The 14,873-nt window shown below is 58.7% G+C and carries 14 protein-coding genes; 7 read left to right on the top strand and 7 right to left on the bottom strand.

The window, feature by feature from the left end:
- The first annotated feature begins 51 nt into the window (after positions 1 to 51).
- Positions 52 to 2,790 carry a bifunctional [glutamate--ammonia ligase]-adenylyl-L-tyrosine phosphorylase/[glutamate--ammonia-ligase] adenylyltransferase gene (gene glnE / locus ACEQU8_RS10270; protein WP_370263370.1) on the top strand — a complete coding sequence of 913 codons (2,739 nt, stop codon included), beginning with the start codon at positions 52 to 54 and terminating at the stop codon, positions 2,788 to 2,790.
- Positions 2,791 to 2,794: 4 nt separating this feature from the next.
- Here the strand turns inward: glnE and mtgA are convergent, their stop codons facing one another.
- The 7 genes from mtgA to mpl are packed head-to-tail and all read right to left on the bottom strand — an operon-like array spanning position 2,795 to position 9,893.
- Positions 2,795 to 3,544 (bottom strand): monofunctional biosynthetic peptidoglycan transglycosylase, encoded by a 750-nt coding sequence (gene mtgA, locus ACEQU8_RS10265; RefSeq protein ID WP_370263369.1) that lies wholly within the window; start codon positions 3,542 to 3,544, stop codon positions 2,795 to 2,797.
- A 3-nt stretch (positions 3,545 to 3,547) separates the two neighbouring features.
- A complete protein-coding gene (aroE, locus tag ACEQU8_RS10260; protein ID WP_370263368.1) occupies positions 3,548 to 4,438 on the bottom strand; it encodes a shikimate dehydrogenase in 891 nt (296 codons plus the stop codon).
- Positions 4,438 to 5,262 carry an energy transducer TonB gene (locus ACEQU8_RS10255; RefSeq protein WP_370263366.1) on the bottom strand — a complete coding sequence of 275 codons (825 nt, stop codon included), beginning with the start codon at positions 5,260 to 5,262 and terminating at the stop codon, positions 4,438 to 4,440. The genes aroE and ACEQU8_RS10255 overlap by 1 nt, the downstream gene beginning before the upstream one ends.
- A 5-nt stretch (positions 5,263 to 5,267) precedes the next feature.
- Positions 5,268 to 7,265: a ribonuclease catalytic domain-containing protein gene (locus ACEQU8_RS10250; RefSeq protein WP_370263365.1), complete on the bottom strand. Its 1,998-nt coding sequence runs from the start codon at positions 7,263 to 7,265 to the stop codon at positions 5,268 to 5,270.
- A gap of 8 nt (positions 7,266 to 7,273) precedes the next feature.
- The gene (locus ACEQU8_RS10245; protein WP_370263364.1) at positions 7,274 to 7,837 is read right to left on the bottom strand and encodes a chorismate lyase; all 564 of its coding nucleotides are present in this window, start codon (positions 7,835 to 7,837) and stop codon (positions 7,274 to 7,276) included.
- On the bottom strand, positions 7,834 to 8,475 hold the full coding sequence (locus tag ACEQU8_RS10240; RefSeq protein WP_370263362.1) for a YqiA/YcfP family alpha/beta fold hydrolase: 642 nt from the start codon (positions 8,473 to 8,475) through the stop codon (positions 7,834 to 7,836). Before ACEQU8_RS10240 ends, ACEQU8_RS10245 begins: the two co-directional genes overlap by 4 nt.
- On the bottom strand, positions 8,472 to 9,893 hold the full coding sequence (gene mpl / locus ACEQU8_RS10235; RefSeq protein WP_370263361.1) for a UDP-N-acetylmuramate:L-alanyl-gamma-D-glutamyl-meso-diaminopimelate ligase: 1,422 nt from the start codon (positions 9,891 to 9,893) through the stop codon (positions 8,472 to 8,474). The genes ACEQU8_RS10240 and mpl overlap by 4 nt, the downstream gene beginning before the upstream one ends.
- Positions 9,894 to 9,955: 62 nt before the next feature.
- Here mpl and ACEQU8_RS10230 point away from each other — a divergent pair, with 62 nt between their 5' ends.
- From ACEQU8_RS10230 to ACEQU8_RS10205, 6 genes are all read left to right on the top strand, one after another.
- On the top strand, positions 9,956 to 10,561 hold the full coding sequence (locus ACEQU8_RS10230) for a UDP-N-acetylmuramate--alanine ligase (protein ID WP_370263360.1): 606 nt from the start codon (positions 9,956 to 9,958) through the stop codon (positions 10,559 to 10,561).
- A complete protein-coding gene (locus ACEQU8_RS10225) occupies positions 10,558 to 11,055 on the top strand; it encodes a TlpA family protein disulfide reductase (RefSeq protein ID WP_370263358.1) in 498 nt (165 codons plus the stop codon). The genes ACEQU8_RS10230 and ACEQU8_RS10225 overlap by 4 nt, the downstream gene beginning before the upstream one ends.
- A gap of 226 nt (positions 11,056 to 11,281) precedes the next feature.
- On the top strand, positions 11,282 to 11,749 hold the full coding sequence (gene accB, locus ACEQU8_RS10220) for an acetyl-CoA carboxylase biotin carboxyl carrier protein (RefSeq protein WP_370263357.1): 468 nt from the start codon (positions 11,282 to 11,284) through the stop codon (positions 11,747 to 11,749).
- A gap of 12 nt (positions 11,750 to 11,761) precedes the next feature.
- Entirely contained in the window at positions 11,762 to 13,111 is a 1,350-nt protein-coding gene (accC, locus tag ACEQU8_RS10215) for an acetyl-CoA carboxylase biotin carboxylase subunit (protein WP_370263356.1), read from the top strand.
- Between the two features lie 26 nt (positions 13,112 to 13,137).
- Positions 13,138 to 14,031 carry a 50S ribosomal protein L11 methyltransferase gene (gene prmA / locus ACEQU8_RS10210; RefSeq protein ID WP_370263412.1) on the top strand — a complete coding sequence of 298 codons (894 nt, stop codon included), beginning with the start codon at positions 13,138 to 13,140 and terminating at the stop codon, positions 14,029 to 14,031.
- A gap of 35 nt (positions 14,032 to 14,066) precedes the next feature.
- Positions 14,067 to 14,843, top strand: a complete 777-nt coding sequence (locus ACEQU8_RS10205) for a zinc-ribbon and DUF3426 domain-containing protein (protein WP_370263355.1) — start codon at positions 14,067 to 14,069, stop codon at positions 14,841 to 14,843.
- Positions 14,844 to 14,873 lie beyond the last annotated feature (30 nt).

Here is a 14,873-nt window from a genome sequence, read left to right as displayed (position 1 = left end):
CTGCTGTAGTACGCTATTGTAGAACCAAGCATCGAAGAATGATGGAACCCCATGAGTGACCCACTAGATTTCCTGCACCAGGTTTGGCCCTCGCACTCCGAATATGCCAAACGCTGGCTAAACCGTTTCCCCGAATGGCTCACGCCCAGCCAGCCCGATGACCCGCTCATGAATTGCATCGAGCAATGGCTACAAGAGCTTAGAGAGGTGCAGGATGAGGCCACCCTGATGAGCAAGCTTCGCCTGGTGCGCCAACGCAGCATGATCGAGATCATGCGACGAGACCTGCTGGGTCAGGCTGATTTGTTTGAAGTCACAGAGGCTTTGTCTTTTTTGGCCGATGCCTCCGTGCAAATCGCATTGAATTTTGCCCATCGGGTGCAAGCAGAGCGTTATGGTGAACCCGCCAATGGCGACTGCCTGATGGTGGTGGGCATGGGCAAATTGGGGGGCTTGGAGCTGAACGCCTCCAGCGACATCGACTTGGTGTTTTTGTACAGCACCGAGGGCGAAACCTTGGGCGGACCTCAAGGCAAAAGCCAATCACACGCCGAGTTTTTTACCCAGTTGGGGCGCAAGGTGATCCGCCTGTTGTCAGAGGTGACCGACGAGGGCTTTATATTCCGCGTGGACATGCGGCTAAGACCCAATGGCGATGCAGGTCCCTTGGTGGTCACGCTGGACATGCTTGAAGAATACTTTGTGGTGCAGGGGCGCGAGTGGGAACGTTACGCCTGGATCAAGGCGCGGGTCATCAACTGGGCCGTGCATTCCGGGCAGGACGAAGCTTTCCAGACCGCCATCGACAATCTTAACAATATTGTTCGGCCCTTTGTTTACCGCAAGTACCTTGATTTTGGAGCCATTCGCGCCCTGCGTGCCTTGCATGTGCAAATTCGCAATGAGGTCAACAAGCGCGAGCACCAACACCCGGGCAGTGTGCATGTCAAGCTGGGGCGGGGAGGCATTCGTGAAATTGAGTTCACTGCGCAGGCTTTCCAGCTGATACGCGGCGGGCGTGAGCCCCGGCTGCAGTTACGGCGCACAGTGGATGTACTTGAAGAATGTGTAAGCCTCGGCCTGCTAAGCCAAGAGGACCACGACAGGTTGGTGGCCGCCTACCGCTTTTTACGCAACCTGGAGCATCGCCTCCAATATGTCGACGACGCACAAACCCACCGGCTACCGCCCTCGCCTGCCGAGGTGCTTAAAATTGCGCGCGCCATGGGCTACCAAGACCCGAGCAATTTTTTGAGCGCCCTAAAGCGCCACATGAACCATGTGGCTGCCCATTTTGATGTGGTGTTTGGCGACAAACAGGAAGACGAAGAAACCCCGGATTTGAGCTTGCCTTGGGCAGACACCCTCACCGAAGGTTTCGCCAACCCGCAAGCTGCGCAAGACCGTTATCAACGCTTGGTGGAATCGAGCCGCTACCAGGCCCTGCCACCTGCCCACCGCGAGCGCGTGGACAGGGTGATGCCCGCTCTGCTGGCGGCAGCCGGGGCCTCGTCGGCCCCCGACTCCTGCTGGAAGCACTGCTGCGACCTGATTGAAACCGTGTCGCGGCGCGGCGCTTACTTAAGCTTGCTGGACGAATACCCCATTGCAAGAATGCGGGTGAGTCGCATGTTGGCAGCCAGCCCGTGGGCAGCCAATTTTTTGATTAAACACCCCTTGCTGCTCGACGAGTTGTTGGACAGTCGCACCCTGCTGGCCCCACCCAACTTTGAACAATGGCGATCGCAGTTGCGCGAAATGCTGGACCAAGCGCGCCTGCCAGATGGCCAAGCGGACCTGGAACGGCAAATGGACCTGGTGCGTGAGCAGCACCACGCGCAGTTGTTCCGCGTGTTGGCCCAAGACCTTGAAAATCTGCTGACCGTAGAGCATGTGTCGGATTTGTTGTCCGAGTTGGCCGACAGCACGCTGGAAGTGGTGCTGGAGCGCGCTTGGGAGCACTTGCCCAAAAGGCATTTGGCCAAACCGCGGTTTGCCGTGATTGCCTATGGCAAGCATGGGGGCAAGGAGCTGGGGTATGCCTCTGATCTGGACATGATTTTTTTGTTCGACGACAGCGACGACCGCGCCCCTGACCTTTACGCACAACTGGCCAAGCGGTTTAACCGCTGGCTAACCACCCAAACGGCCGCTGGCACTTTGTTTGAAACAGACTTTCGCCTGCGACCCAATGGCGAGGCGGGCCTGTTGGTGAGCAGCGTTGAATCCTTCGAGGCCTACCAGCGCCGAGAGGGCGGGGTCGGCGCATGGTTTTGGGAACACCAGGCCTTGACCCGTGCACGCTTTTGCGTGGGCGACCCAAGCATCGGTCTGAAGTTCGAGAAACTTCGCGATGAGATTTTGTGCCTGCCCCGGCAATGGAAAACCGTCAAAGATGAAGTGGTGGCCATGCGCAAAAAAATGCTGGAAGGCCACCCCAACCACTCGGAATTGTTCGATGTAAAGCACGATGTCGGGGGGATGGTGGATGTGGAGTTTATTGTTCAAGCCTTGGTGCTGGGCCATGCCCATGAACACCCCAAACTGACCGGCAACCGAGGCAATATCGCCTTGTTAAAAACCGCAGGGGAATTGGGCTTGATCCCGGTGAATTTGGCCAACGCAGTGGCCGATGCATACCGCATGCTGCGCGCCAAGCAACACGCCATGCGGCTGGCAGGGCACGACAAATCAAGAACAAGCGACCCCGCCATGATGGTGCTGCGCAAGCCCATTCGAACCCTATGGCAAACCTTGTTTGACGAGGCCTTGCAAACACCAGGGGCTTAGCGCCTCACCTGGGGACGGCCACCTGGTACATGCGCTTTTGGATGGTGGCTGTTTTGCGAGCCAGGTAGGGGGAATTTCGCCGTTTGTCGAAATAACGCGGGGCGGGCAACATGCCAGCCATCCGCGCAGCCTGGTGGCTGCTCAGTTGGGCGGCATTCACCCCAAAATGATGTTGAGCACCCGCCTGCGCCCCATACACCCCATTGCCCCATTCCACCACATTCAAGTACACCTCAAGGATGCGGCGCTTGTCCCACAAGGCCTCGATCATCAGGGCGATGACCAGCTCTTGCGCTTTTCGAACATAGCTGCGCTGCGGCGTTAGAAACAGGTTTTTGGCCAGCTGCTGGGTGATGGTCGAACCACCATGGGTGACTCGTCCACGCTTGGCGTTGCGTTTAATGGCCAGCTCAATCGCCTCCAACTCCACACCTTTGTGGTCCACAAAACCACTGTCCTCAGCAGCCACCACCGCACGCTTCAAATTCAGGGAAATCTGGTCATAAGGAACCCATTGGTGTTTTAACTTGAAGCCGGGCTCCGTTTTGCGAATTTCCTCCAACCTGTTTTGCATAAAGCTGGTGCTGCTGGGGTTGACGTGGGTCCACAAGGCAATTTGGCCCAGGTACCAAAGCTGCAGCAACACCACCGCGCAAAACGCCCAGAACAGCAAGCGAAAAAACCATCGGAACGGGTTGAAACGCCAACGCTTTTTTACAGAAGGTGTGGCCATCTTGGTTGAACGCTTGGCCATGGCTTAGCGTGCCTTGGCCTGTAGGCTGGCCCGCACCCGGCTTAGCGTTTGCAGGGCGTCAGGCGAGCGCCCGGTCCAGCTTTCGAAGGCCAATTGGGCCTGAAACACCAACATGCCCAGCCCATCTGCAACCGCCGTGCCCTGCGCCATGTTGCTGCTAGCGCTTTGCATGAAGGGGGTGGCCGACGGGGCGTACATCATGTCATAGGCCAACACCGCACGAGCCCACCAGTGGGCGTGCAAGGCAGGCACCTCACCGTGCAAGCTGCTCGATGATGCGTTTACAACCACCAGTGGCGCACCGGGCAATTCAAAATCTGAGGGCAAATGATCCAGGCTGCCGCCCACGGCGGGCAGCCCCAGGGCTTCAGCTCGCTCGGCCAAGGCACGGGCTTTGGCCGCAGTGCGGTTCAGCACAGTGAGGTGTTGCACCCCGTGAGCATGAAACGCCGCCACACAACCAGCGGCCGCACCGCCAGCCCCCAACATCAACACCTGGCACATCGATAACCCGATGTTCATGGGCTTCAGAAGCCGATCCAGGTCGCGACAAAGGCCCCCGCCATCGGTGTTGTCTGCCATGACCAGGCCATCGGGCTTGAAGTGCAGTGTGTTGGCCGCCTGGGCAAAACTGGCAGAATCGGTGAGCTGCTGCGCCAGCTCAAATGCCTGCAACTTGAACGGCACCGTGACATTGGCCCCTTGCACACCCGCCGCCTGCAACGCTCGCACTGTGCCTTCAAACCCATCCAGCGGCGCCAGCAAGCGCATGTACTGAATGGGCATGCCCACCTGCTGGGCAAAGTCGTGGTGAATGGCCGGAGACATGCTGTGGGCAATTGGGTTGCCAATGACCACAAAGCGGGCCGGGGGTGTAGCGCCAAGCGTTGTCATCAATACTCCGTGCTCACGGTGTCTTTGCTAAAAACCCAGGTGCGGGTAATGGCCAAAATGTCGGCTTTGGTCCGCATGTCCGACGGGAATGGAGAGAATGGCGCCGATTGTCTCAAAATTTTGAGAGCAGCGCGATCCAACACGGCAGAACCCGATGAGCGATCGATTTCAACATCATCGAGCGTGCCATCGGCTCGAATATAAGCGGTTAACCTCAACTTGCCGTAAATGCGGCCCTTTAATTCTTGGGGGTAATTGGCATTGCCCACCTGCTCCACTCGGGCACGCCAGGCCTCTTCGTACATGGCAAACGCATAGGGTGAGGTGCGAGGCGAAAAAAAGTGTTTGCGGGGTCGCTCGTTGTAATTTTTGATGTTTTCAGCAATTTGGGCCTGCAAGCGCTTAATTTCCAAGGCCCGTTGATCTTTGGGGTCGATGGCAGGACGATCATCGGCAGGCGCTGGGGCCAATTGTGGCCGAAATTCCGCACCGGCCAAATCACGCTGCAAAGCCTCCAGCTTGGCCAATCGCTCACGGGTGGCAATCAATTCGCGCTGGCTGACCGCATCGTCTGCCTCGCTGGGCAAGGTGGTGGCACGGCCTTGGTCAGCGTCGCCACCGCCATCCAGCGCCACCTGAGCCAACACTTTGGCACGCTGCGGGGCCTCACTCGACTGGGCATTGACCAGAATCACCTCCAGCGGCGGGCTGACTTTGGTTTGCTCCGGGGGTTTGGAAAAATGCACCGACAACAGAAGAGCATGAAGCAACAGCGACAGCACCATGGCGCGCCGCAGATCAAAGCCCCCTGTTGGCAAGCGCATGGCCATCACCCCTGCGAACCCCCTGCACCCACGTTTGGCGAGTCGGGCAAGGCAGACAAATCGGCCAACTCCGCTTCTTCAGCCAAAGCATCGTCTTCGTCGTCGATCAAGCGCGTGGGCGTGCCTTTTTTCAGGCCCAGCAATTTGCAACTCACTGTGAGCGTGAGTTCGTCCACCTGATCCAGTTCAACCTCCACCTGCACGCCACGCCCCGGGGAGGTGACGCCCACCAAACGCACAAACAAGGGAATTTCATCAAGGCGAACCAGTTCGTCTTTAACCACCACGCCGTCGAACTGCTTGCGGCCTTTTTGCTGGATCCAGCGCAAACACCAATAGCGTTCCATGCTCTGCTGAAACTCAGCGTAGGCCTTGTAGGTGATGTCGAAGCTGTTGACCGCTGACAGCAGATCGGCATCAGTGGCGGTATAAACCGGCGCCTCTTGGCGCAACAGCGCGATCAACTGCTGCTGGTTCACCAAGTCCACATACCGCCGCAATGGGGAGGTGCTCCAAGCGTATTGGGGCACGCCCAAACCGGCATGGGGCGCAGCATGGGTGGACATGCGCACGCGCCCGGCCTGCGGCTGTATGCGGTAAATGCCAGTGACGCCGTATTCGTGCAACATGCCGCCCCATTCGCGGTTCACGTAAATCATCCACTCTGCGACCAGCAAATCGAGCGGAGCATCGCGGCGGCGCGGGGTAATTTCAACCTGGCCCGCTTCATCCACATAAAAATTAAAATCGATGCGACTGTGTTTTTCAGGTTGACCACGAACCATCTCGCGCTGCATGCGCAGCACACACGAGGTTTTCCAAAGCACCTTCAGGGCCGGAAAAAACTCACCCACCTCGGCGCACTCCGCGAGGTCAGGGTCGTCCAAAGCTTCGCGGCTCACCCATTCATCAAGCAAATTGTGCCGCAGGTTGGCCGCCACGGGCACCCGTTCAATGGCGCTCACCGGGCTGCCCAGCAACTCGCCGCTGGCCACATCCACCTCGGTGTAAATACTGACAGAGGGCACAGTGCGGCCCTCGGCCAACGTGGCCAGTTCGACCAGGCTATTGGGCAGCATGGTGATTTTATCCCCCGGGGCGTACACGGTCGATAAACGCTCCCGAGCCACACGGTCGCAGGGACTTCCACGCTGAATGAACAAGGCGGGTGCTGCAATGTGCACGCCCACACGCGCCTTGCCGTTGGGCAGCATCACCACGCTGAAAGCGTCATCAATCTCGGTGGTCGAAATATCGTCGATAGAAAACGCCCGAACGGGTGCCACCGGCAATTCGTCCACCTCGGCAGGAATGCTCGGCAGGGGCACGTCGGCCTCAGTGCCTTTGGGAAAATGCACCGCCGTGAACCGGGCACGCATCATGTCGTGCACAGAGGCAAAGGCGCCGCATTCAATCAGCAACACATCGGGCGATCGCCCGGCCTCAGTGCAGGCCTGCATCAAGGCTTTGTATTCAAGGCTGTTTTTGTCGGGTCGGACCAACAACACCGCTGCCTGTTTTGCAAAGGGCTCTGGCAATTCGCGACGCACAAGCGCATCGGCCCAGGCCTGCTGCTGCTCGGCCGCCAAACGCTTTTTTTCAAGACCGGCCAAAGCCGCTTTTAAAATTTCGGGTGGGGCCGCTCGATACTGCCCTTTGCCCTTGCGGTGAAAATACATGGGGGCCGCATGCAAGGCCACCAACACAGCCGCCTGCTGGACCTCGGTGGGCTTCTGGCCAAAATATTCTTGGGCCATGGCAGTAAAGTCGAATTCTTCAGCGGGGGCGCACTCCCACAAAAATTCGGTGTCGATGTCTTGGGCAAGCGCATCCACTGTGGACGCAAACTCATCCAGCCCCGGTGCATCAAACTTGAGCATCACGCTGTTGGCCTTCACCTTGCTGCGCTTGCCGTGCTGGGTTTCCACCTGGAAGGCGTTGCCCTGTTCCTGTAGCACACGCCCCAATTTGAACGACCCAGCTTCTTCGTAATACAAATTCATTAACAATCCTAGCAATGGTGTTGAAGTTGGGGCAGGAACACTTCCATCACCCACAACGGGGTATGCCCATTGCGCCGCTCAAAACGGGCGCAACGCGCATACCAATGTTTACCTGCCGGCTGCTGCAACACGCGCGCAGCCTCTGGCTGATCCAGCAAGGCCAACACCCAAGGGTGCCGGGCCGGCAAACTGGCAAAAAACAATGGCCCACGAACCACTGTGGGGTCTGCAAACAGCACCGACCCCAGGGAGCGCTGCCCCAAGCCCCGCCAAAACCGCCAATCGTTGCGGGGGCCCCGCAGGGTTACCAGGGTTTGGGCCAACACAACAGGCTCACCCGCCACTTTCAGGCGCACACGGCGGCAGCGCATGCGACCCAGCGCTTGGCTTTGGGCAGGCTGGCCATTTGGCGCAGTGATGTTGGTGAGGCCCTGCATCACAGGCTGCACTTCAAAGCCCAGGCCAAGCCCAAGCAGGCGCTGGGTCAGCGACCCCCGGGTGGTGGCCCAGTTGCGGGCCCAAGCCGGCCATGCGGGAGGGCAAGCACCATGCCACACCACTGCCCCGTTCATGCCAACCCCAAAAACAAGCGCAGCAACGGCCAGTGGGCATCAAAATCGCTGATGGCATGGTCGGACCCCAGCAGTCGCATTTGATGCACCCCCGGGTAACGGGCCAGCATGGTGGCGTAGCTCAGTACCTCATCGCCTTGGGCAGCCACCAGGCAGTACCGCGACGGAGCCGTCAGGCTGGTGCGCTCCATGCCACGCAGCTCCTGAAGGTAGGCGGGCACAAATTCAAACTCTTCCTCGGTGAAATACACCGTTTTTTTGCCCAGCTGGTCCACCAAGTCATCGTAAGGCTTCACGGCGGGGTTCAACAACAACACCCGAGCCTGTGGGTGGCATTCGCCCAGCACCGTGGCGTAATACCCTCCCAGGGAGCTTCCAACAAAGGCCAAGCCAAGTTCGGGGTTGGAGGCCAACCTGGACTGCACCACCTGTTCCACCAGGGCGAGCGCCTTGGCCGGGGAAGGCGGCAAATCAGGCACCCACAGCCGGTGCCCCACCCCCGCAGCGGTAAAATCATCAATCACCTTCTGGGCTTTAACCGATCGCGATGAGGACCGAAAGCCGTGAAGATACACCACCAGATCTGGCACTGCAGGCAGAGCATACTGACCAAGGCTGAGTAGCTCGAAGGGGGTCAAACCGAGGCCCCTGTGCCGACCCTGGCCTGCAAGGCATCCAGCAAACGCTGATGTACGCCACCAAACGCGCCGTTGCTCATGGCCACCACCCAGTCACCGGGTTGAGCCTGCGCCACCACCTGCGCCAGCAGGGCATCCAGATTGTCGCTGGCCCACAACCTTGAGCCCAGTGGGGCCAGCGTCTCGGATACGTTCCAAGCAATACCAGCGGTGTAGCACAGCACCGAATCGGCCTCTTTAAAGCTGCCCGGCAATGCCTGGGCCAGGGTGCCCATCTTCATGGTGTTGGATCGCGGCTCAAAAAGCGCGATCAATCGGCCCGGGGTGCTGCCTTCGCGGCGGGCTTGCTCCGTCATCAGTCGGCGCGCACCTTCCAAGGTGGTGGCAATCGCCGTGGGGTGGTGAGCAAAATCGTCGTAGACCCGAACACCGGCGACTTCGCCGCGCAGTTCCATGCGCCTTTTTACACCCGGAAACACACTCAGCGCTGTACAACCCTGCTCAACCGGCACGCCCACGGCATGCGCTGCAGCCAACACGGCCAAAGCGTTGTTGACGTTGTGCAAACCCGACCAGGCCCAATTGACCTCACCCATGGGCTGGCCGCGGTGCAGCACCTCAAATCGACTTGCCCCCAGCACGCGGGCCTGCCATGCCACATTGGCATGGGTTGAATTGGGCTCATCTGCTGCAAAAAAACGTTCAACTGGGGTCCAACAGCCCTTTTGCAACACCCGCTCCAGGGCATCACTGCCTGCCGGGCAAACCACCCGACCTTTGGAGGGCACAGTGCGTACCAAATGGTGAAATTGAGTCTCAATGGCAGCTAGATCTGGAAAGATGTCTGCATGATCGTACTCAAGGTTGTTCAACACTGCCACTGTGGGGCGGTAGTGAACAAATTTGGAACGCTTGTCAAAAAACGCGGTGTCGTATTCGTCGGCCTCGATCACAAAGCAGTTGCCTTCACCAAGACGGGCAGACACGCCAAAGCCTCCGGGCACCCCTCCGATCAAAAAGCCCGGCTGAAGCCCAGCCTGCTCAAGCACCAAGGCCAACATGGAACTGGTGCTGGTTTTGCCGTGTGTGCCAGCCACCGCCAACACAGTTCGCCCTGCAAGCACATGTTCACCCACCCACTGGGGGCCGCTTGCATACGGCAAACCCTCGTCCAAAATGGCTTCCATCAGCGGATTGCCGCGCGACACCACATTGCCCACCACCCACAGATCGGGCTTGATGGCCAATTGCTCCACGCCAAACCCTTCGGTGAGCGCAATGCCGGCTTGGGTCAGTTGCGTGCTCATGGGCGGGTACACATTGGCATCACAACCGGTGACGGTGTGCCCCAAAGCCTTCGCCAACTGGGCCACGCCCCCCATGAAGGTGCCGCATACGCCCAAAATGTGAATGTGCATTCTTTCTTCCTTTCCGCCGAAGCCCATATTGTAGTGCCTCGGAATTTGGATACACTCCCGACATGGACGATTTCTTTGCCCCGCAAGACGAACTGCGCACCGAAATTGCGATGACCGCCGCCCGGCTCATCGCCGAGGAAGGCTGCGATTACCCCTCGGCGCGTCACCAAGCCATCAAAACCCTGTTCGGCAAAGGCAAACCACCCAAACACTGCATGCCCAGCGACCAGGAAATTCAAGAAGAACTGCGTGCCTACCAAGCCTTGTTCCAGGCCGATACACAACCGGGCGAATTGAACGAACTCCGCCTGGTTGCACTCCAATTCATGCAGTTGATGGTTCAATTCGAGCCGGTTGTGTATGGCGCTGCGGTCAACGGCACGGGCAATGCGTACTCTGACATTCACGTGCTGGCATTTTCGGACGATCAAAAAGAGGTGGACTACTGGCTTCTAAACCAGAACATCGCTTTTGACCCCTGCGAGGATGCCCTGCTGGCTGGCAAAGCATTCCCGGCGGTGGCTTTCCGCTGGCGGCAGCGCTGGTTCCAACTTGGTGTGGCCAGCCCGGTCGATCGGCGCGGCTTGCTCAACAGGCAGGGCGCTGGGGACCATCTGTTTCAAACCGACCTGGCGGGCTTAAACCGCCTTATTGAAGAAGCAATATGAGCAACAAAACACTGGTGTCTGTTTTAAGCGGGCTGTTGGCCTTGGCCATTGGCCTTTATTTTGGCTTGCGTCCCAAGGCAGAGGGCTACCCTCTGGCAGGCTACACCTTTCAAACCCCCCAAGGTGCATCCCTCGACCTGGGCGCCTTGCAAGGCAAAACCGTGGTCATCAACTTTTGGGCCACCTGGTGCCCACCTTGCGTTGAAGAAATGCCCGAGCTGGATGCCCTGTACCCACAGCTTCAAGCCCAACAAGTGGAGCTAATCGGCATTGCCATTGATTCACCATCCAACGTCGCTCAATTTCTTGAAAAAACCCCTGTTTCTTACCCCATCGTCCTTGCCGGCATGGGCGGCACAGAGCTTGGGAAAGCATTAGGAAACACCCAGGGCGGATTACCATTTACTGTCATTTTGGACGAAAATGGTAATCAAATACTCAAAGAAGCCGGCAGGATACACATGAACACCATCACCGATGCACTTGCCCGATAAAATCGGGTATGCTCACGCAACGTTTGGCGTGGAGTGCCATTGGTCTATCTGACAACACATCCATTCAAACTGGAAATTCAACGATTTTCCGTGCACACTGACCGAAGTTAGCCTTGAATGTGCAGTTCGCAGTGTGCCGGGCTTGCGGGTGTATTGCCCGCCGGCCAGCCCAAGGCCCGCCACAGACGCGGGTCCAAAAACCAACCTCCCTAGATGGAGTACAGCAATGGACCTCAGAAAGCTAAAAACCCTCATCGACCTGGTTGCCGAATCAGACATCTCTGAACTGGAAGTGACCGAAGGCGAAGGCAAAGTAAGAATCGTCAAAAGCCAGCCGCAATACACCATGGCTGCGCCGCAACTGGTTCAACACGCCGCGCCTGTGCCCGCCGCAGCGCCAGTTCAGGCCCAGGCCAGTGCCCAAGCGCCAGCTCAGGCCACAGCCCCCGCCGCAGACACGGGTCACAAGGTGACCTCACCCATGGTTGGTACGTTTTACCGTGCCCCAAGCCCAGGCGCATCCAACTTTGTAGAAGTGGGCAGCACCGTGAAGGAAGGCGACACCCTGTGCATCATTGAGGCCATGAAGCTACTCAATGAAATCGAGTCTGACAAAGCTGGTGTGGTGAAGGCCATTCTGGTGGAAAACGGTCAACCCGTGGAGTTTGGTCAAGCCCTGTTCATCATCGAATAAGGGGGCAGCACCATGTTTGGAAAAATTCTGATCGCCAACCGTGGCGAAATTGCCTTGCGCATCCTTCGGGCGTGCAAAGAGATGGGCATCAAAACGGTGGCCGTGCATTCCACTGCCGACCAGGAAGCCAAGTATGTGAAACTGGCAGACGAGTCGGTGTGCATTGGCCCCCCCTCTTCCAAAGAAAGCTACCTCAACATACCGGCCATCATCAGCGCGGCGGAAGTCACCGATTCAGAGGCGATTCACCCCGGCTACGGCTTCCTTTCAGAAAACGCCAACTTCGCTGATCGTGTAGAAAAAAGCGGCTTTGTCTTCATCGGCCCGCGCGCTGAAAGCATTTTGCTGATGGGCGACAAGGTGTCTGCCAAACGCGCCATGATTGCTGCGGGCGTGCCCTGCGTACCTGGCTCTGAGGGTGAGTTGCCCGACGATCCACGCGAAATCGTGAAAATTGCCCGCCAAATCGGCTACCCAGTCATCATCAAAGCCGCGGGCGGCGGCGGTGGCCGAGGCATGCGCGTGGTGCACACCGAGGCTGCTTTGCTCAACGCGGTCACCATGACCAAAACCGAGGCCGGCCAGGCGTTTAACAACCCCGCGGTGTACATGGAAAAATTCCTGGAAAACCCACGCCACGTGGAAATCCAGGTGCTGGCCGATGAGCACCGCAATGCAGTATGGCTGGGCGAGCGCGACTGCTCCATGCAGCGCCGCCACCAAAAAGTAATTGAAGAGGCTCCAGCACCCAACATTCCCCGTCGCTTGATTGAGCGCATCGGTGAACGTTGTGCAGAGGCCTGCCGCAAAATTGGCTACCGCGGGGCCGGCACCTTTGAGTTTTTGTACGAAAACGGCGAGTTTTATTTCATTGAAATGAACACGCGGGTGCAGGTAGAGCACCCAGTGACCGAACTCATTACGGGTGTTGACATCGTCCAGGAACAGATCCGCATTGCTGCGGGGCAAAAGCTGCGTTTCCGCCAACGCGACATTGAGTTCCGTGGGCATGCCATTGAATGCCGCATCAACGCCGAAGACCCGTTCAAATTCACGCCCAGCCCTGGCCCCATCAAAAGCTGGCACCCACCAGGTGGCCCCGGCGTGCGGGTAGACTCCCACGTCTACAGCGGTTACAACGTGCCTCCTCACTACGACTCCATGATCGCCAAAGTGATCACTCATGGCGAGGACCGCAAGCAGGCGATGGCCCGCATGCGCCAAGCCTTGGCCGAATTGGTGGTGGACGGCATCAAAACCAACACGGCACTGCACCGCGAGTTGATGGACGATGCCCGGTTTATTGAAGGTGGCACCAGCATTCACTACCTTGAACACAAACTGGAATCCCGCGCCAAGTGAGCACACAAACCACGCCCTCCCCTGCACTGATCCAGGCCAAGCTCACCTTGCCTTTTGAGCTGGCCGACGAGGTGTCGGACGCGCTCATGGAATTGGGAGCCTTGGCGGTCATGCTGGAGGACGCCAACGCCGACAGCGAGGACGAGCAACCCTTGTTTGGCGAACCGGGCATGGAGCCAGAGTCTGCCGCATGGGGCTTGAACCACGTGGTGGCATTGTTTCGCAATCGCCACGAGGGTGAGCAAATTCTGGCCGAACTCGACCCGGAGGCGTTGAATGGCGTACCGGTGGAATTCACCGAAGTGCCGCAGGAGGACTGGGTGAGGCTGACCCAATCCCAGTTTGACTCCATCCCCATTTCTGCCAAGCTGTGGATTGTGCCCTCCTGGCACACCCCCGAATCTGCCGATGGTCGCATCAATCTGGTGCTCGACCCCGGGCTGGCCTTTGGCACTGGCTCGCACCCCACCACAGCCCTTTGCCTGCGCTGGTTAAGCGAGTTCCCGCTGCAGGGCCAAGATGTGCTGGATTATGGTTGTGGCTCGGGCATTTTGGGCATTGCGGCCCTGAAGCTGGGAGCAAGCGAGGCAGTGGGCGTAGACATTGACCCGCAGGCCGTGGAAAGCACCGCCTACAATGCCAGCAACAATGGGGTGAACATGCCCTGCGGTCTGCCCGATTTCCCCTTGGCCAAGCGCCAGTTTCCGGTGGTGGTGGCCAATATTTTGAGCAATCCGCTCAAAGTGCTGGCCCCTTCTTTGTGTGAGCATGTAGAAGCAGGCGGTCAACTGGTGTTGAGCGGCGTGCTGGCCAGACAAGCCGAAGAAGTGATCGCCCATTACCGCACCTGGATCCCCCTGTCGGTATGGGCTGAGCGCGATGGCTGGGTTTGCCTGCACGGGCAAAAAGCTGTGCTGTAAGCCACAGCGCGCAGGCCACGGGATACACTAGCGGCATGAGCCTCGCCACACGCTGCCCCCATTGCAACACGCTGTTTAAGGTTTCCACTGGGCAATTGCAATTGCACCAGGGGCAGGTTCGCTGTGGTCAATGCAAGCAAGTGTTTTCTGGCATCGAAAACCTCACCGCCGCCGACAGCCAAGTGTGGCAAACCATGCAGTTGCAGGTGCCTGCGCCGGGCTCGCCCGAAGAAAAAACACCCGATTCAGCCCTGTTCAGCGAAGCCAGCGCGTCGGCGGGCGCGGGGCTCTTCAAACCCGAACGTTCGGCGGCAGTCCGGCGGGCCAGCGTGGCGCTGGGCTTGCTGCTTTTGCTTCAAACGGCCTGGTGGCAACGCACCACCCTGGCGGCACAGGTGCCCCCGGTGGCTCAAGTGTTGGCCAACAGCAGCGTGGTGATTCAACACCTGTTTAGCCTGCCAGCCAGCGCTGCAGTGCAAGTGCAGGGCAGCGGCTTGCAAGCGCTCGACGAACACAATGTGCGCCTGGATGTGACCCTGCGCAACTCAGCCACTTTGCCCGCCGCCTGGCCCCACCTGCGCGTGGATCTGCTGGATGCGCAAGGGCTGGTGTTGGCCACCCGCAGTGTGTCGCCCGGCGACTACCAGCAACGCGATGCCAACACAGCCAGCCAAGCCCCACCCATTCCCCCGGGGCAAACCGTTGAACTGCTGGCTTACCTCAACCTGCAAACCTTGAACACCCAATTGCCCGAGGCCGCCGCCACGGGTTTTCGGGTCAGCCTGTTTGACCGCGGACCACCCCGGCCATAAACAGGTACACTGAAAACAGAACGAATTCCT

Source organism: Limnobacter sp. (genome assembly GCF_964228395.1).
Taxonomy (GTDB): Bacteria; Pseudomonadota; Gammaproteobacteria; order Burkholderiales; family Burkholderiaceae_B; genus Limnobacter.
The sequence above is the reverse complement of the archived record's forward strand: the minus strand, read 5'-3'. Positions and strand labels throughout refer to the sequence as shown.

Bases quoted from the DNA above. Each gene is read 5' to 3' on its own strand.
- ACEQU8_RS10250 (WP_370263365.1), bottom strand. From the start codon at position 7,265: ATGAATTTGTATTACGAAGAAGCTGGGTCGTTCAAATTGGGGCGTGTG.
- aroE (WP_370263368.1), bottom strand. From the start codon at position 4,438: ATGACAACGCTTGGCGCTACACCCCCGGCCCGCTTTGTGGTCATTGGC.
- ACEQU8_RS10225 (WP_370263358.1), top strand. From the start codon at position 10,558: ATGAGCAACAAAACACTGGTGTCTGTTTTAAGCGGGCTGTTGGCCTTG.
- ACEQU8_RS10255 (WP_370263366.1), bottom strand. From the start codon at position 5,262: ATGCGCTTGCCAACAGGGGGCTTTGATCTGCGGCGCGCCATGGTGCTG.
- accC (WP_370263356.1), top strand. From the start codon at position 11,762: ATGTTTGGAAAAATTCTGATCGCCAACCGTGGCGAAATTGCCTTGCGC.
- mtgA (WP_370263369.1), bottom strand. From the start codon at position 3,544: ATGGCCAAGCGTTCAACCAAGATGGCCACACCTTCTGTAAAAAAGCGT.
- mpl (WP_370263361.1), bottom strand. From the start codon at position 9,893: ATGCACATTCACATTTTGGGCGTATGCGGCACCTTCATGGGGGGCGTG.
- accB (WP_370263357.1), top strand. From the start codon at position 11,282: ATGGACCTCAGAAAGCTAAAAACCCTCATCGACCTGGTTGCCGAATCA.
- glnE (WP_370263370.1), top strand. From the start codon at position 52: ATGAGTGACCCACTAGATTTCCTGCACCAGGTTTGGCCCTCGCACTCC.
- ACEQU8_RS10205 (WP_370263355.1), top strand. From the start codon at position 14,067: ATGAGCCTCGCCACACGCTGCCCCCATTGCAACACGCTGTTTAAGGTT.
- ACEQU8_RS10245 (WP_370263364.1), bottom strand. From the start codon at position 7,837: ATGAACGGGGCAGTGGTGTGGCATGGTGCTTGCCCTCCCGCATGGCCG.
- ACEQU8_RS10230 (WP_370263360.1), top strand. From the start codon at position 9,956: ATGGACGATTTCTTTGCCCCGCAAGACGAACTGCGCACCGAAATTGCG.